This is a genomic window from Pirellulales bacterium (assembly GCA_035546535.1).
GTDB lineage: Bacteria > Planctomycetota > Planctomycetia > Pirellulales > JACPPG01 > JACPPG01.
Window position 1 is genome coordinate 1 of the sequence record DASZWQ010000160.1, and the last position, 16016, is coordinate 16016.

The following is a 16016-nucleotide window of genomic DNA, read 5'->3' on the forward strand; positions in this document are numbered from 1 at the left end:
CCGCTGGCGACGATCGTCACCAGGCAGCCCAGGCTCATCAGCATGCAACCGTCGCCATTGAAGGCGAGGACTTCGCGCTGCGGCTGCGCGAGCGCCATGCCCAATGCCAGCATGGGCGCGTGCCCCATCGCCGAGGGAATGTAATGAAAATCGAGCGGATGCCGCGACAGCCGCGGCCATTCCCGCGCCGATCCCATCGTGGTAACGACGATCTCATCGCGCCGCCGCTTGAGCAGCACTTCCAAAGCGGGCACCAAGGGCATGCGGTTCGACATAATAAGTTGGCAGTCAGCAGAGGGCAGCAGCCAGAAGAGTAGTCAGTAGCCAGGTCAGTAGCCAGTAGTCGGTAGCCAGTAAGAAGTACTCGGCGGACCTGCCTTTGCGACGATTCCTGTACACATTTGAAAGTTAAGCATTCGACATCCTTCACTGACTGCTGATTACCGACTACTGACTACTATTTTCACCCTTTCCCTTCGGCCAAAAGCGCCACGCCGGGGCGGCCGGCGGTCTGGCAGGCACGGTAGTGCTCGGCCAGCTTGCCGAGTGCCTCGGTCGAATCGACGAGCAGATAATCGAGTCCCCACGCCTCGAGCACCGGCTCAGTAAATTTGCGCGCGGTGTCCGGCGAATCGGCGACCAGGTAGTTGCGCCAGCCGATCAGGGCAAACAGCGGCAGCCCCAGATCGAAGAGTACATTTCGCAGGGCGTCGCCCGATTCGAAGAGGCCCGTGTTCTGAATTACCACCAGCGGCCGCCGTCCTCCGAGGTAGAGGCCCGCCGCGATCGTCCAGGCTTCGCCTTCGCGGCACACGCGCACGAGCGTCAGGTGTGCCGACGCCAAAAGCGCGTTTTCCCAGGGGCCCATGGCCGAGTCGGGGAGCCACACGACGTGGGTCACGCCGAGCGATTCGATCGTCGCCACCACTTGTGCGGCCGGCAGGATCATTTCGCCGCCTCCCGCGATTTCACGATCGACACCTTGCGCGCCGTCGAGATCCATACGAAGGGGCGTTGCGCTTCGTCGACCCGCACTTCGTGCGCGAGCTTATGGGGGACGAGCACCTTGCGCAGCAGGATTTCATACATCGTGCGCTTCGCAGGGAGCGAGACTTTGATCGTCGCGGGGTCGACCTTTTCCTCGGCCAGGCCGCCCGCGTCGACCAGGATGGGGACCGCGATGTGCTCGCCCACAGCCGCCAGCACGCGCGGCAGTTCGACTTTGTCGAGCTCCACGTCGGCCGTGTCGAACAAGGCCGGCACCAGATCGCGGCGCGGTTTCTGCGAGGGCCAGCCTACGGGCCACTGTTCTTGGTTTTGCCGCTGTGCGGTGATCGCCAGCGCCGCTTGTCCGCGCTTGTCCAATCGTGGCACAACGGCCAGCCCTTGACAGTCGAGCACGAACGCCAGCGCCGTCCCCAGGGAAACGCCGCGCAATTCGGAATCAATCGGCGCGCCGGCCGCGAGTTGTTTCGCCGACGAGGCGTCGCCGGTCAAGGCATGCCGCGACTGGTCGGCAATTCGATGCACGAAATCGGCCGGAGCCATCTCCTTGGTCGAGAAGCTGACGGGGTGTGCAAGATCCGCGCGCAGCGCGTCGAACTCCTCCTTGGAAAGGCCAAACTTTCCGCGGCCGCCGGCCGAGTTGCCTGCGGGGCCATAGCGGCGCAGGTCGCTGAACCAATCGCCCAGGCGCCCCCGTTCGGTCGTGCGATAGCGGCCGCCGGGCAGGATGAGGTCGCCGTTGCGGCTGACGATGCCCACCACTTTATAGACCGTGACGCCCGCGTTATTCGCGGCCGTGACCGAGGGGCCGTCCGAGAATCCGGCCGTGCGGGCACGCAAATTGTCGACCTTCAGATCGCGCAGAATCTCGAACCACTGCTGCATGGCCGTGGGCGAAGACTCGGATTCGGTGGCCAGCTCGACGTCGATGGTCGCCCGGCGCGGCGTTTGGGCGCGGGAAGTGCCTGCCCCCAAGGCGATAATCAGCGTCGAGAAAATGAAAACGATGCGCATCGCCGTCGATCCGCCGGGGCCGGTTATCTGCCTCTCGCGATTATAGCTTGTTGGGCGTGAGGATCGTAAATCGACGGTCTCTGGTGCCGCGTCTCCTGCCGGCGGCGGCAGAAATCTGACCGTGCCGGCGATACAATTGACAGACTATGTGCCTGCTTGCCCTCCTTTATCAGCAGATTCCCGACGCACCGCTGGCCATTGCGGCCAACCGGGAAGAGTTTTTTGATCGCCCCTTTTTGCCGCCGCGCGTCGCGGGCACGCGCTGCCGGTATTTGGCCGGTATCGATCAGCGGGCCGGCGGTACCTGGCTGGGGGTCAACGAGCGCGGCCTGGTCGTAGCGGTCACGAACCGGCCTAAGGCCATCGTGCCTGAGCGGCCGCGCTCGCGTGGCCTGCTAACCTGTGACCTGTTGGAAATGACGACGATCGCCGACGCTGCCGCGCATTTGCGGCGGGAACTGGTCTCGGGGCATTACGCAGGCGCCAATTTCCTGCTCGCGGCGGCCAATGCGGGTTTGATCTTCGAAGCGGGCGACACGCTCTGCGAAACACCGCTGCGGCCGGGGCTACACCTGGTGACCAACGGCCCGGCAAATGATCCTGCGGACTCGCGCCAGCAATTGGCGCGGGAAATGTTTGCGGCGGCTCAACCAAAGGACACGGCTTCGTTTTTGGAAATCGCCCGCCGCGTCTGCCGGCAAGGGCCCGACGCCGCGGGGCGGTCGATCATCGTCCGCCGGCCCGAGCGCGGGACGGTTTCCTCAACGCTTCTGGCAGTGACGAACGATCCCGCCCACGCGGTTTGCCAGTTCGCGCCTCGCGCGCCGGATATGGCCGACTACGAGGACTATTCCGCGGTGCTGCGCGGGCTGCTTACGGGGCGAGAGGAATGATTACTTCGCACCGGAAGAAGACTCTTGCCACAGAGGCCTCCGAGAGCACAGAGGAGGAAGCGGAGGAATGAAAGCCCTTGATTGCTTCCGCGGTCTTGGGCTCGAAACTTGGGAGTTTCTCGGTGTGCTCTGTGGCCAGGTACCTGCCCAGCACGGCCAGATCAGGCGGGGGCCGTGTCCTTCTCGTCCATATTCTTGCGGCGCGTGGGCTTATTCAGAACGTAGAGGCCTAGCCCGATGCTTAACACCACGAGAAAGTAGGGGAAGACGTAATTCGGCTCGGTCTGCTCCGCGGCGTCGGGGATACCGGCCCCGCCCCGTCCGCTAGGCTCGTTTTTTTTCCCTTGCGCCAGCGCCGGCGTCGCGAGGATGGCCAGGCACGCAGCCACGAGCAGGGATCGCAACAGGGTCCGCAGCATGTTCAACATCGTAGAGTCGCGGGCCTCTTGGCCCTTCATAGCAAGGCTTCGACCGGCTGTGCGAAGCGGCGAAATTGCTCGACCGGCATCGCTACCGTGTCCCAGCGGGGAGAAATCTGCCGCGCGTAAGTGGCATAGTACTCGAGTCGAATCGCGACGAACCCGTACAGGGCCCCGTCGTATTCGAAAAGTTGCTTGCGCTCCAGCGGCGCGCGGTCACCATGAATATTGTAAGCAAACACGAATAGCGCCGCAAACCGCTCGCCGAACAGCTTCTCCCACCGCGACAGGCTGGTCAGATCGTCGCGCGTCGACCAGTTCTTCCAGTACTGCTTCTGCTCGCCCGAGGGGAATCGCCGCCCCTTCACGTCGACCAGCCAGGAGTACCCACTCGACGAGGAAACGATGAAGTCGAGGCTCTTGAGCGACGCGTCGGCCGCCAGCGTGCGGCGTGCTTCGTCGACGGCCACGTACGGCACCTGGCGCGCCCGCAGATATTCTTCGAAAGCCGCTTCGTAGTGATTGTCGCGGTTCATCGTTCCATCTGCGATTCAAAAGGCATCCACAGATTCACAGATTAACGCAGATTAAGAAACAAAGCACCTGAGCCGGCCGATTGATCGGCAGCTCTCCTCCAAAAATCCGCGTCCATCTGCGTAATCTGAGGAAGTATTCTTCTTTGAAACGACTTCGATTCTGTCGACTACTTCTTCTCTGACGTGAGCAATCGGTGCAATTCGGCGACTAGCTGTTTTGCGCCATCGGCCAATGACGCCGTGGCCGTCTCGCCGGTCGACAGCAGCTTAACCTGGCAGACGTTGTCGGCCAATTCATTCTCGCCGATGATGATTGCCACGCTAAAGCCGCGACGGTCGGCGTATTTCAGTTGCTGGCCCAGCTTCTTGGCCTCGGGGTAGAGTTCCACGCCGAAGCCGGCGCGACGCACTTGCGCGGCCAGCGCGAGATAGTGCTCGAGCAGCTTGGCGTCGAACAGCGGGATGAAGATTTCGGCCGGTGTCGACACCTGCTCGATCATGCCCAGCTCTTCCATGCCGGCCAACAGACGATCCAAGCCGAGCGATGCGCCCACACCTGGCAGTTGTTGGCTCGTGTACAGCTCGGCCAGGTTATCGTAGCGCCCGCCCGAGCAGACACTTCCCAGCTTGGGCAACCGATCGAGAAATGTCTCGAAGACGACCCCGGTGTAATAATCGAGTCCCCGAGCGATCGAGACGTCGAGCTTCAATCGTCGCGCGGGAAGGCCAGCAGCTTGAGTCGCGTGCAACAGTTCGGCCAGCCGTGCCGCTCCGGCCTGGCCGGTCTCGCTGCCGGCGACCAGTGGCGCCAGTTCCGCCAAAACGCGCTCGTTTTCCCCCTGCAACTCGGCCATCTGCACGACTTGCCGCGCCTGCGTTTCGCTCGCGCCGGCCGTGGCGACGATCTCTTCCACGACCTTTTGTGGACCGATCTTGGCCAGCTTGTCAATCGCCCGCAAGACGGCTACGGACTGCTCGGTCAGGCCCGCGCGCTCGAGCAGTCCGCGCAGCACCTGCCGGTTATTGATGTGGATCGTAAAGTCTTCGAAGCCGATCGCCCGCAGCAGGTCGTGCATGACCAGCACGGTTTCAATATCCGAGGCGATGCCCTGCGTGCCGATCGTATCGAAATCGCACTGCATGAACTCGCGGTACCGGCCGTGCTGCGTATTCTCGCCGCGCCATACGGTGGCGATGTGGTAGCGCTTGAAAGGCATCCCCAATTCGTTGGCATGCTGGGCCACGAAACGAGCCAGCGGCACCGTCAGGTCGAAACGCATGCCGACCCAGCGCTCGCCCGGGTCTTGAAAGCGGTACAGTTGCTTATCGGTTTCGTCGCTTCCCTTGCCGGTCAGGATCTCCAGGTATTCAAGCGCGGGCGTATCGATCGGGCTGAAGCCGTACGAACGGTAGACGCGCCGCGCGATCTCCATGATCCGCTCGCGCGGAATCGCGGTAGCGGGCAGGTAATCGCGAAAGCCCTTCAGCGTGCGCGGCTCAATGCGTGTCGGACGGTTCAAGACGAGTGCTTCCCAAATTCATTTCAGGCGATCTAGCTTGCCTCGCGCTGCCAGGGAGGGGCAAGGGGAGGGTGACTTCTTTCGCGGCCAAGGTATGCCGAACACATCGAACGAATGGTCGATTTGCTTTGATGGCGTTCTCTTGGCGGCCGCAATGGGACAGTGAGTACGCGCCGAACCGCTCCAGCCACGCTTCACGCAAGGATTGGCAGCAGCGGTGGCCGGCGGCTGCGGAAACTGTGGCCGCTGTCGCGCGGTAGCACGACCTCCATGTATTCTTCGACCTGCTCCGGCGTTTCGAAGTATTTCTCGTACACCCAATCGTCTTCGTATTCGCAATTGTCGGTGGAATAATCGCGGCAGATTTGCGGCCGCGTTTCATAAATCCCGCAGCGGTTGTCGGGACGCAAGTGACGGCACTGCGAGTAGACCAACAGGTACCAACTGCCATCCTCGACGAACACCGTGGCGTTATGGTGCAACAAGTACCAACGGATGTAGTCGAAGTCCTGCTGCGTTTCCGGAGTGTCGATCGGCGCCGCCAGGTAATTGCAGCACTTGGCCGGGCAGTGATCGCACAGGCATTCGCCCACGGGCAATTCTTCGCGGCGGATCTTCCGCTTCACGGTCGTTTCCATGCATAGGCCTTCGGAGGCTCGGTGATAGGCCCGCCGGTCCGTCGCGGCGCGAGACATCGCTCGGCCGGCGAACAAGCGGCCGATCCAGGGTATCAAAACCCGCGCGAACCGCCTAGGAGTGGGCGGTAATTGCCAAGAGCGCGCATGCGGGACGTGAGTGACGAGGTGCCGCCGGAGCGTCGATCAGTCGATGATTACGTCGCCCGACAAGCTGCCAACCGACGCGCCGCGGAACGCCGCCACGCGGTTGCTCGCCGGCGCGCCGATCACGGCCCCGGCGATCGCCGTCCCGTCAATCGAAGCGCCTTCGAGCAAGCGGCGGTTGGGCCCGATGCAATTGCGCGCCAACCCGACCGCCGCCAGCGCGCGAATCGTCAGGTAGGTGATGTCCACTTCGTACCAGCGATGTCCGTGGGCGGCGCTGCGCTGGTCGGCGTGATGGTTGTTGTGCCAACCTTCGCCGTTGGAAATGAGCGCCACGAACCAATTGTTGCGGCTGTTTTCGCCGGTCTCGTAGCTCCGATAGCCGCAAATGTGCGTCAGCGAATTCACGCTCCAGGTGATATGCCACACGGCGACGGTTCGTACGAAGACGCCCCACACGAGTACACTCGCCCCGAATTGCACGGCGGCGGCTCGCGTATCTCCGGCCAGCAGCGCGAATCCCAGCCCGGCCAGAAAGAAGATCGCTGCTTGTAGCATATTGATTTGCAGCCACAGCAGATTCCGCTCGAGCCGCATGTAGAACGGGTCGCGAAGGATGTCGCGCGCATAGCGATCGCAGGCACCCGCGGATTTCGTGGCGTGGTTCTCCACGAACAGCCAGCCCATGTGCCCCCACAGAAAGTTCACCAGCGGCGAGTGAGGGTCGGGCTGGTCGTCCGAGTGCTGATGATGAATGCGGTGGGCGATGACCCAACGGGCCGGCGAATCCTGCAGGCAACAGACACCCAATAGGGAAAGCGCGTGTTCCAGCCACTTCGGACAATCGAAACTGCGGTGCGTGAGCAGGCGGTGATAACAGAGATTGATGCCCAGCGTGCCGAAGACGTACAAACCGGCCACGGCCAGGCAAACGCCTGTCCAGGAGAAGAACCAGGGGAAGAGAGCCAGCGTCGCCAGGGCGTGGTATGTACCCACGCCCGCCACGTACGTCCACAACACGCGGCTGCCCGCCGCCGTGGCCGGACGCGACATGGGCGACGAGAGCTTCGCCTTCGTGGTCAGGACCGAGGATGCAAGTGAGCTGCGCGACGTGAAATGCGGCGGCATGAATTCGCACCTGAAAGCGTTACGGAGGAATCCCGAAGGCCCGACGTCCTGGAACACGCCGGATGGAATTTCTTACCTAAGTTCTACCGATGAGCAGAGAATTTGACGAATCTTTTCTTGCTAGCGTACTTTCCCGGGGATTGTTACCCAGGGCAAACATGGGTGAACGGCAAGCGTGAGTTTTTGGTAAAACGGCTGTCTAGCCAGCAAAACCTCGCTTGATTCGATCCGTTGGTCGTGACTATCGTGCATGCCACCACGTCACGTGCGCGCACCGCGACCGCAAATCACCAAATCGAGAGGTCTAAGGATGGACCGAGATACCCGACCCGCGTCGGCCTCCTCGGGCCGACAGGAAGTCAGAGCAAGAGAAGTCAGCCGCCGCCTGCGGATCGATCGTGCACATGCCCCCGTGTCACGGCCGATATGGACATACTCGACGCCCGGCGAACGCGGCTCCAACTAATCGCTACACATCGCAGAGATCGACCGCTGTCGCCACCGCACGGCTTGACGCACCGCTACAGCTTGCCAAGCGGCGTCGAATGTTGTGCCCCTTCCGCCCGATGCGGGCAAATCCTCGCACGTTCGCGATGTCGATCTGGCTCCTGCAGCCGCTTGACTCACCCGAGAACGACGCCCTAGGCGTCATGACCCCGTTCGTGCCTTGCCAGGGCGAGTGCTAAGCTTACCTGCCGGCGCCGTGGTGCGGCTTTTTCCGAAGCCTCGCGAAACGGCGGCAAGCTTTCCATCGCCCCGAGGATTTCAAAGCCTTCTGCCATGCAAGTTCACATCACCGCTCTCGGGCCGGACAACTGCGGGCTGGCCGATCCGATCGTGCATTACGTGACGGGCCAAGGCGCCAATATCGCCGAGATCCAGATGTACGATCACGATGAGGAGCGCGTCTTCGCCATGCTCTTGCGCGTACAGTTGGCCGCCGATCGGCTGCCGGCCCTGCGCGAAGCGATGCGCGAGATCGGCACGCGCACCGGGCTGTCGATCCGCGTCTGGTCTCCTGACGAGCGTGCCGACCGCCCGCGCCTCGCGATTTGCACCACCCTGCGGCACGAGCCGGCACTGGCGCTGTTGCGCGCCCTGCGTGACGGGCGGATCAAGGCCGATGCGGCGCTCATGCTGGGCAATCGCCCCAATTGCCGCTCGCTGGCCGAGCAATTTGGCGTCGACTGGCACGCAATCGGCGACGAGCAAGGCGCGGCCGATGACGAACGCATGATCGCGCTGTGCGACGAGTACAATGTCGACTACATCGTCCTGGCCCGCTATATGCGCGTGCTCCCGCCGTCGAGTTGCTGGAAATACGCCGGTGGGCGGATCATCAATCTGCACCACGGCCTGCTGCCGAGCTTCCCGGGCATTCGACCGTATCACGAGGCTTTCGCCAGCCGCATGTTGACCTACGGCGCGACGTGCCACTTTATCGTGCCCGACCTCGACGCCGGCAACCAGATCATCCATCAAGCGACGTTCACCGTGCCGCCCGGCATGCCGCTGGATGACATCATCCGCATCGGGCAAGAAGATAACGAGCCGAATTGCCTCGTCGAAGGGGTGCGGCGCGTCGTCGATCGCGAAGTGCGCTTGCACTTCCATCGCGTCGTGGCTTCGAAATAGCCGCGCGCGAAACTAGCGTTTCTTTACGGCTCGGTTCTTCGTGGTCAACTATCAGCCCGAAGCGCCAGCGAGGGAAAGAATCGCATGGAATCCCTCGCTGGCGCTTCGGGCTGGTATCAAAAGCGCCGAATCTGCTCCAGGCACCAGCGTATCTCGCGCGAGGCCAAGAGCAGATACGCGGCCACGCCCACCGCGATTTCGGCGAGCAATAGCGCGGCCGGCCCCAAGGCGACCTGACTCACCAGAATCACGCGGGTGATGAGAACGATCGCACCCATACCAAGCGCCGCCAGGGCGGGTCGAGCCAGTTGCCTTGTCCAGTCGGCCGGTGAAACGTCGACCAACCGCAAGCAGAACAGCATGTACGGCAAGAAGAGGATCAGGCAGGTCGTGAGCGAAAACCCCCACGCCATGCCGAGCATGGGCGGCAGCCAATCGTGCGCGGCGTCCGAAACGTCGGACGGGATCCAATGCACGCCTGGCATGGCGTCGCCGATGGCGCGGCCGGCCAGGTAACCCGCCAGGAGCCCCGGGACCAGGGCGGCGAGCATGGCCAGCGAGCCGACGAGCATGGCGCGCCAGTGCCCGGCCGAGATGAAGATCGTGCCGGCCATGTTGATGAAGCCCTGCACGAGGATCGTGGCCGCCAGGATCATCAGGAGCGGTCCGGCGTCGACCCATTGCGGACCTCCCAGGGCCAACATGGTTTCTCGGCCGACGATCATCAGGCCGATGCCTGCGGGGAAGCTGGCCACGGCCAGCAGTCGCTGAAAGCCGAGGACGATCTGACTGTAGTTCGGCGGATCGTGGGCGGCCCGCGACAGCGCCGGCAGCATGATGCTCGTCAGCGGCGTGGTGAGCACGACGATCGGCTTGGTCATCACGTTGTAGGCCTGGCTGTAGAAGCCCAGCGCTTCGCGCCCGAGCAAGAAGCCGACCAGGATTTTGTCGGCATTGGCGAGCAGATTCAGCACAATCTGCGTGGTCGTGAAGTAACCACCGAACCGCAAGGTGTGCTTCACTGTTTCACGTCCGCGACTCAGCGACGGGCGCCAAGGTTCCAGGTACCAGGCCAGGACGGCCAGCGCCAGTAGTTCGACGTATTGTTGAATGACCAGCGCCCACACGCCCCACCCCGCCACGGCCAAGGCAATGGCCAGCAGGCCGCCAATTCCCTGGCCCGCCAGCCGGCAAGCAGCGGCGCTTCCCAGCCGGAGGTTGCGTTCCAAGAGCGCGATATGCTGCAGCCCGACGGCGCTGGCCAGGCTTGTTGCCGCCAAGGCCACGAGCACGATCCTCACCTGCGGCTCGCGATAGAACCAGGCGACGGCGGGCGCGACGGCTGCGGCGGCCACGGCCGTGGCCGTCCCCAGCGCCACGTGCAGCCAGAACAAGCGCGAGATCAAGGCAGGGGTCAAGTCGCGCGATTGCACCGTGGCCACGTTCATGCCCAGCGACGTGAAGACGCGCAAAAACATGATCACCGGCAGCGCCATGCCGATCAGCCCGAAATCGCCCGGCGCGATTAGGTGGTACAGGCTCGCCAGCACGATGAGCGAGATCAAGTGCGACGCCAGTTGGGCGAACAACGTGCGCCGGCTGCCGTGGCGCACGGCCTCGCGCAAGCCTTTTCGCGAAAAGGCCGGATTGAGCGCGTCGCTGTTTTCGATCCGCTCGCTGGACATGAACTGTCGCGCCCTTGTGGGACGCGTTTGCGGCCACACTGACTCGGGAGATCAGAACGCCCGCGGCGCTTGGTGAGCCGTGAACGTCCTGCCGAAATATAGCTCGGCACGGCGAAAATCGAACGCACACCGCGCGATGTGCAGCCACCCTTTAGCGGCTGACTGCGTTCCGCTCGAGCGCTTCGCGCACCTTAGGATGGACGATCTCGCCGCCACGCGCCACGAGTGTCTCGCGCGTGATCTCGTCATCCGTGTCGAGTTCCAGCTTGCCGGCCTTGACCAGATGCGCGAGCAAGCTCGCGACGTTTTTGGCATACATCTGGCTGGCGTGCATGGGGACCGTCGACGGCAGGTTATCAGGCCCCAGGATCGTCACGCCGCGATGCACGACCGTTTCGCCGAGCCTGGTCAACTCGCAATTGCCGCCGCGCTCGGCCGCGAGATCGACAATCACCGAGCCGGGCTGCATGACTTCAACCATGTCGGCAGTAATCAATAGCGGCGCTTTGCGCCCTGGCACCGCCGCGGTCGTAATCACCACGTCTTGTCGCGCAAGGGCCGTGGTCAACAGCTCGCGCTGGCGACGATAGAACGATTCGTCGAATGCTTTGGCGTAACCGCCGGCATCCTGCGCCCCGGCCGTCTCCAGTGGCAGCTCGAGGAATTTCGCGCCCAGGCTCTGTGCCTGGTCCTTCACGTCGGGGCGCACGTCGTACGCTTCGACCACTGCGCCCAAGCGGCGCGTGGCGGCGATCGCCTGCAGGCCCGCCACGCCGACGCCGAGAATCAATGCCCGGGCCGGCAACAATGTGCCGGCCGCGGTCATCATCATGGGAAACATCTTGGGAAGCGCGGCGGCGGCCAATAGCGCCGCCTTGTAGCCGGCCACGGTCGCCATGCTCGACAGGGCATCCATCGATTGGGCGCGCGTGATCCGCGGGATCATCTCCATTGCCAAGACGCTGACGCCGCGGGCCGAAAACTGCTGTAGCGCCTCGGGAGCGCCCAAGGGTTCGCAAAAGGCGATGATCGTTTGACCCGCGCGGACCAGGCCCAGGTCGGTGATGCCGGCCTCGCAGTTGGCCCCCAAGGCGCGGACTTGCACCAGCACGTCGGCCCCGGAGAAGACCTCTTCGCGCCGCGTCACGATCGCGGCGCCCTGGTCCTGGTAGAGCTTATCGGGATAGCCGGCGGCCTCGCCCGCCCCCGCTTCCAGGACGAGCGTTATGCCGGCCTTGGTCAGCGTCGGCAGCACCGCCGGCACCAAGGCCACGCGGCACTCGCCGGGATAGGTCTCTCGGACCACGCCACATTTCATGCTTGCGTGCTCGAAGGAAAGGCGAGTGGGCCCACTTGTGCTCCTCGGCGGCGTGGCTGGGGGAACTCGGACGGCGGGCGTAAGTTGTTCCGCGGGGCGGCCTGCCGCCGTTGACGCGGAAACGCGCGAGCAAGTGATCCCTGGCCTCTTTTTAAGTTAGAATGCCCGCCTTGATCGAACAAGCCAGGGGGGGTAAATTGTCAGTTTCGCATTTTGCCAGATTGCCCCCGCCGGGGCTTTTCGATTCACGTTTTCTCAATCGCTAGAGTGCACCGATGACCACGTACATGGCCAAGCCGGGCGAAGTGGAGCAGAAGTGGTGGTTGGTCGATGCCACCGATCAGGTCGTGGGCCGGCTGGCCGCCGAGATCGCCATGATCCTGATGGGCAAGCACCGCCCCACGTACACGCCGCACGTTGACACGGGCGACTTCGTCGTCGTGGTCAACGCCGAAAAGGTCACCTTCACCGGCAAAAAGTGGCAGAACAAGACCTACACGCACTACACCGGTTACACGGGTTTGCGCGTCGAGACGGCGGGCCACCGTTTGGAGCGCCGGCCGGAACTGATCTTGAGCGAGGCCGTGCGTCGCATGCTCCCCAAGAACAAGCTGGCCACGAAGATGCTGAGCAAGTTGAAGATCTACGCCGGCCCCGAGCATCCGCACCAGGCCCAGCTCCCTGAGCCCAAAGAATCCAAACTGAAATAACCTGTCGCGCGCACAGATTTTGCCCGCGAACTTGTAGCACTTTACAGAGGTAGTCGATGTCCACTGTCGAAACGCCGCAGGTCAAGCAGACCGTCAAGCACAATGGTGACGCCCTGGGTACGGGGCGCCGCAAGACTTCCGTGGCGCGCGTCCGCGTTCGTGCCGGCAGTGGCAAAATCACGGTCAACAGCCGGGCGTTCGAGGAATTCTTCGTGCGCGAACAGGACCGCAATGCCGTCATGGCTCCGCTGGCCCAAACCGATCGCGTCGGCAGCGTCGACGTTTCGATCAATGTCCACGGCGGCGGCATCACCGGCCAGGCCGGCGCTTGCAAGCTGGGGTTGGCCCGGGCGCTGAAGATTTACGACAGCGGCCTGGAAGAGGCGCTGCGCCAGGGGCACTTGCTGACCCGCGACAGCCGCATGAAGGAACGCAAGCACTACGGCCTGCGTGGTGCCCGTCGTGGCACGCAGTTCTCGAAGCGTTAACGCGTCTGCTTATCTCGGTACTCTCTGTGTGGTCGGTGGCGGACCGCGCATTCAGCAGGCTTCTTCGACCAGCTGCGCGATCGGTGTCCCCTCGCTGAATTTCATCGGTCGGCCGACTGGCGTCATGACTTCGTGCGCCGGATCGATGGCCAGTGCTTGTAGTACCGTGGCATGCACGTCGGCCACGCTGCGCGGCTCATCGACCTTTTTGCCGCCGGCCGGATCTGTGGCGCCGATCACTTGCCCACCGCGCAACCCGCCGCCGGCCAGGGCCATGCTGAAGCCGTGCGGCCAGTGGTCGCGGCCGTCGAGGGGATTGAGCTTCGGGGTGCGGCCAAATTCACCGCCGCAGAGCACAACCGTGCGAGACAATAAGTCGCGCTTCCGCAAATCGGCGACGAGCGCCGCGAAGGCCGGGTCGAGGATCTTTACCAGCCGCTCATGAGTTGCATGGTTGTTCGTATGGCTGTCCCACCCGGCGAGCGTCACTTCCACGCAGCGCACCCCCTGCTCGATCAGGCGGCGCGCGGCGAGGCAGCCGCGCCCGAAGGGAGTATCGCCATAGGCGGCCTGCACCTCTCGCGGTTCGTCGCTCGTTTCGAACGCGCGCAATTGCGGTGAGTTCATCAAGGCCGTGGCTTCGTCGATCATCGTGCCGTGCAATGTGCGCTCGACGGCGCGGCGGCGGCCGGCCAGAAACACGCTGTCGATCACGCTGCGATCGTTCAGCCGTGCCGTTTGGCGTTCCCTCGATACGCGGAGCGTCACGTCGGGGATATGCTCGGCCGGATCGAAGGTCTTGAAAGCGTCGAACTGGTTGCCCAGGTAGCCACCGCGGGCGGGCCATTGGTTAGGCAGGATCGAAACGTGTCGCGGGATTTCGACCGTCGCCGTTGGCAACTGATGGCAGCAGATCGCGCCGATCGAAGGATGCACGAGGGTCGAGTCCGGCCGATAGCCGGTCTTCAGCAGGTACGTCCCGCGCTCGTGGTCCCCCTCCTTGCTCACAAGCGACCGCACGAGCGACACGTCGTGCATTTCGGCGGCCAGACGCTCAAAGCCGGCGGCCAGTTGTACACCCTTCGTGGCCGTGGCAATTGCTTGCGTGCCGGCCGCGATCTCGGCGCCGGGATGTGGATCGAACGTCTCCAACTGGCTCGGTCCGCCGCCCAGCCACAGTAGAATGACGGATTGCGCCGGTTCGCGCCGCGCTTGCTCGGCGCGGCGAGCCAGGACCTCGGCCAGCGGCGTAAGCCAACCGGCGCCGGCCAACGTGGCCGCGCCCAAAAAACGCCGACGCCCGAGGCGATGCTTTAATGGTTCCATGCGAATTCGGTGCTGTTGAGCAGCGCCCAGTAAAGGTCTTCCATCCGCTCGCGGCGTTCGCCGCCGCGCGTGTCCGCCAGCCGCGCCGCGAAGTGCGCGGTCTCGAGGACCGTTGGACGGCGCGTGAGGCAGGCCAGGTACGCCGTCTCGATCGCCTTCTCATCGGTCGAGGCCAGGGCCGCGATTTGTGTGGCGGCGTTGCCTACAAGATTGTCCTCGGTCTTCTTCTTCAGCAGTTCGCCATTCATCAGCAACAGCCGCTGCGGAACGGTGCCCCCCTGCGGCGCAAACTCGTCTTCGCCGCTGTCACCGTAACGCGTGACGAACTCTGACTGCCCCACGGCTCGGGCGAAGCGCAGCAGGATGTGCGACTGGTAATCGAGCGTCGCCAGCGAAGAGGCTTGCAACAAGCTGCCCACGACCTGTTCGGGCCGCAACCGCGTGAGCGGGAAGGCGCCCCACGGTTCGTCCGGGGCATGGGCCGTGTCTTCGACCGTCCGGCTCGCGGCGGCGAAGGGTGCCGACAGCGCGATCGTTCGAATCAGCCGGCGCAAATCATAGCCGTGGGTCACAAAATCATCAGCGAGGATCGTCAAGGCCACGGTCGCCGGGTCGTCGGCTTGGCCGCCGCTAGTGTCGCTCGTGGTGCGAAAAAGCGGAATGTCATCGATCGGTTCGATCAACGGCCGGCCGAACAACTGCGCCCACATCCGGTTGGCCGTGGCCTGGGCAAAGGTTTTGTTCGCCGGATCAGTGACCCAGCGGGCCAGTCGCTCGCGCGGGGGACCCTCGGCGGGCAACAGTTCGGCGGCGAAGGGAACGGCGGCTGATGCGGACTCCAGTTCGCCGGTGAGTGGATTAGCCACCTTGGCCGGCCTGGCATGGTCGCGAATGCCGCGCAGCGAGTTCTCAGCCTGGCCGAAGAAGCCGGCCAAAGCGCGGAAATCGCGCTGTTTCCAATCGGTGAATGGATGATCGTGGCACTCGGCACAATCGAGCCGAATGCCCAGAAAGGCCCGCGCGGTGCGCGCTGCTAACTGGTTGGCGTCCGGACCGCGATCGTTGTCCGGCTGAATCGTGACGGTGATGAAATTCGTCGCCGGGCGGCTCGTCCACAGGCCGTCGCTGGCGATCAGTTGCCGGACAATTTCGTCGTACGGGCGGTTGGCGTGCAGCTCGTCGGCCAGCCAGCTCACGAAGCGCCGCCGCCGAAAAACAAGAAACGGCCCCTCCTGCGTGCCGACGAAGGCCCGCGCGAGCCGTTCGGCCAGGTAATCGCTGGTGCGGCGATCCGCGAGCAATTGATCAAGCCACCAGGCGACTGCCTCTTCGGACGGCTGCCTTTCGAACTGTCGGATTTCCTCCAGCGACGGAATCGTGCCAGCCAGCGCCAGCGACAGTCGCCGCCCGATGGCCAATGGGGCCGCAGGCTCGACCGTCGCGGCGGCAGAAGTTGTATTGGCAGGCGCCACCCCGCCCGAGACCGCCGCGCCCGGCGCAAAACAGGCGTTCAGTCGGCGCACCACTTCCTGCACGCCAGGTTCGATGACTGCGCCT

General features: G+C 63.8%; 16 protein-coding genes. 4 read left to right on the forward strand and 12 right to left on the reverse strand.

Going from position 1 to position 16016, the window contains the following annotated elements; all coding sequences use genetic code 11:
• The 3 genes from VHD36_19270 to VHD36_19280 all read right to left on the reverse strand — a co-directional run.
• Window positions 1-275: thiamine pyrophosphate-dependent enzyme (locus VHD36_19270; GenBank protein HVU89478.1), on the reverse strand; the 275-nt coding region annotated here is incomplete at its 3' end.
• 188 nt (window positions 276-463) lie between these two features.
• On the reverse strand, window positions 464-949 hold the full coding sequence (locus VHD36_19275) for a thiamine pyrophosphate-binding protein (protein HVU89479.1): 486 nt from the start codon (window positions 947-949) through the stop codon (window positions 464-466).
• Complete coding sequence (locus VHD36_19280) at window positions 946-2019, reverse strand: hypothetical protein (protein ID HVU89480.1); 1074 nt, start codon at window positions 2017-2019, stop codon at window positions 946-948. The genes VHD36_19275 and VHD36_19280 overlap by 4 nt, the downstream gene beginning before the upstream one ends.
• 146 nt (window positions 2020-2165) lie before the next feature.
• Here VHD36_19280 and VHD36_19285 point away from each other — a divergent pair, with 146 nt between their 5' ends.
• Entirely contained in the window at window positions 2166-2912 is a 747-nt protein-coding gene (locus tag VHD36_19285; protein HVU89481.1) for an NRDE family protein, read from the forward strand.
• 161 nt (window positions 2913-3073) lie between these two features.
• Here VHD36_19285 and VHD36_19290 read toward each other — a convergent pair whose 3' ends face one another.
• The 5 genes from VHD36_19290 to VHD36_19310 form a co-directional block, all read right to left on the reverse strand.
• A complete protein-coding gene (locus VHD36_19290) occupies window positions 3074-3370 on the reverse strand; it encodes a hypothetical protein (protein HVU89482.1) in 297 nt (98 codons plus the stop codon).
• A complete protein-coding gene (locus VHD36_19295; protein ID HVU89483.1) occupies window positions 3367-3867 on the reverse strand; it encodes an HYExAFE family protein in 501 nt (166 codons plus the stop codon). Before VHD36_19295 ends, VHD36_19290 begins: the two co-directional genes overlap by 4 nt.
• Before the next feature lie 167 nt (window positions 3868-4034).
• Window positions 4035-5387, reverse strand: coding sequence for a histidine--tRNA ligase (hisS, locus tag VHD36_19300; GenBank protein ID HVU89484.1), 1353 nt, complete (start codon window positions 5385-5387; stop codon window positions 4035-4037).
• Window positions 5388-5581: 194 nt separating this feature from the next.
• The gene (locus tag VHD36_19305; protein ID HVU89485.1) at window positions 5582-6025 is read right to left on the reverse strand and encodes a YkgJ family cysteine cluster protein; all 444 of its coding nucleotides are present in this window, start codon (window positions 6023-6025) and stop codon (window positions 5582-5584) included.
• A 183-nt stretch (window positions 6026-6208) separates the two neighbouring features.
• Window positions 6209-7297 (reverse strand): fatty acid desaturase, encoded by a 1089-nt coding sequence (locus VHD36_19310; protein ID HVU89486.1) that lies wholly within the window; start codon window positions 7295-7297, stop codon window positions 6209-6211.
• 780 nt (window positions 7298-8077) lie between these two features.
• Here VHD36_19310 and VHD36_19315 point away from each other — a divergent pair.
• Window positions 8078-8932, forward strand: a complete 855-nt coding sequence (locus VHD36_19315) for a formyltransferase family protein (protein ID HVU89487.1) — start codon at window positions 8078-8080, stop codon at window positions 8930-8932.
• A 116-nt stretch (window positions 8933-9048) separates the two neighbouring features.
• On the opposite strand, the gene VHD36_19320 is transcribed toward VHD36_19315, so the two are convergent.
• Together VHD36_19320 and VHD36_19325 are read right to left on the reverse strand one after the other, a co-directional pair.
• Window positions 9049-10617: a lipopolysaccharide biosynthesis protein gene (locus tag VHD36_19320; GenBank protein ID HVU89488.1), complete on the reverse strand. Its 1569-nt coding sequence runs from the start codon at window positions 10615-10617 to the stop codon at window positions 9049-9051.
• Window positions 10618-10768: 151 nt separating this feature from the next.
• Window positions 10769-11935, reverse strand: a complete 1167-nt coding sequence (locus VHD36_19325; GenBank protein ID HVU89489.1) for a Re/Si-specific NAD(P)(+) transhydrogenase subunit alpha — start codon at window positions 11933-11935, stop codon at window positions 10769-10771.
• Between the two features lie 275 nt (window positions 11936-12210).
• Here VHD36_19325 and rplM point away from each other — a divergent pair, with 275 nt between their 5' ends.
• Together rplM and rpsI are read left to right on the forward strand one after the other, a co-directional pair.
• Window positions 12211-12645 (forward strand): 50S ribosomal protein L13, encoded by a 435-nt coding sequence (gene rplM, locus VHD36_19330; GenBank protein HVU89490.1) that lies wholly within the window; start codon window positions 12211-12213, stop codon window positions 12643-12645.
• A gap of 56 nt (window positions 12646-12701) precedes the next feature.
• The gene (rpsI, locus tag VHD36_19335; GenBank protein HVU89491.1) at window positions 12702-13133 is read left to right on the forward strand and encodes a 30S ribosomal protein S9; all 432 of its coding nucleotides are present in this window, start codon (window positions 12702-12704) and stop codon (window positions 13131-13133) included.
• A gap of 51 nt (window positions 13134-13184) precedes the next feature.
• Here the strand turns inward: rpsI and VHD36_19340 are convergent, their stop codons facing one another.
• Together VHD36_19340 and VHD36_19345 are read right to left on the reverse strand one after the other, a co-directional pair.
• Window positions 13185-14459 (reverse strand): DUF1501 domain-containing protein, encoded by a 1275-nt coding sequence (locus tag VHD36_19340; GenBank protein HVU89492.1) that lies wholly within the window; start codon window positions 14457-14459, stop codon window positions 13185-13187.
• Window positions 14447-16016, reverse strand: a 1570-nt coding sequence (locus VHD36_19345) for a DUF1549 domain-containing protein (protein ID HVU89493.1), incomplete at its 5' end; no start/stop codon positions are given. The genes VHD36_19345 and VHD36_19340, both read right to left, overlap by 13 nt.

Coding starts and splice junctions, on each gene's coding strand:
- VHD36_19275 (HVU89479.1), bottom strand. CDS start 949: ATGATCCTGCCGGCCGCACAAGTGGTGGCGACGATCGAATCGCTCGGC.
- VHD36_19280 (HVU89480.1), bottom strand. CDS start 2,019: ATGCGCATCGTTTTCATTTTCTCGACGCTGATTATCGCCTTGGGGGCA.
- VHD36_19285 (HVU89481.1), top strand. CDS start 2,166: ATGTGCCTGCTTGCCCTCCTTTATCAGCAGATTCCCGACGCACCGCTG.
- VHD36_19290 (HVU89482.1), bottom strand. CDS start 3,370: ATGAAGGGCCAAGAGGCCCGCGACTCTACGATGTTGAACATGCTGCGG.
- VHD36_19295 (HVU89483.1), bottom strand. CDS start 3,867: ATGAACCGCGACAATCACTACGAAGCGGCTTTCGAAGAATATCTGCGG.
- VHD36_19305 (HVU89485.1), bottom strand. CDS start 6,025: ATGGAAACGACCGTGAAGCGGAAGATCCGCCGCGAAGAATTGCCCGTG.
- VHD36_19310 (HVU89486.1), bottom strand. CDS start 7,297: ATGCCGCCGCATTTCACGTCGCGCAGCTCACTTGCATCCTCGGTCCTG.
- VHD36_19315 (HVU89487.1), top strand. CDS start 8,078: ATGCAAGTTCACATCACCGCTCTCGGGCCGGACAACTGCGGGCTGGCC.
- VHD36_19320 (HVU89488.1), bottom strand. CDS start 10,617: ATGTCCAGCGAGCGGATCGAAAACAGCGACGCGCTCAATCCGGCCTTT.
- VHD36_19325 (HVU89489.1), bottom strand. CDS start 11,935: ATGAAATGTGGCGTGGTCCGAGAGACCTATCCCGGCGAGTGCCGCGTG.
- rplM (HVU89490.1), top strand. CDS start 12,211: ATGACCACGTACATGGCCAAGCCGGGCGAAGTGGAGCAGAAGTGGTGG.
- rpsI (HVU89491.1), top strand. CDS start 12,702: ATGTCCACTGTCGAAACGCCGCAGGTCAAGCAGACCGTCAAGCACAAT.
- VHD36_19340 (HVU89492.1), bottom strand. CDS start 14,459: ATGGAACCATTAAAGCATCGCCTCGGGCGTCGGCGTTTTTTGGGCGCG.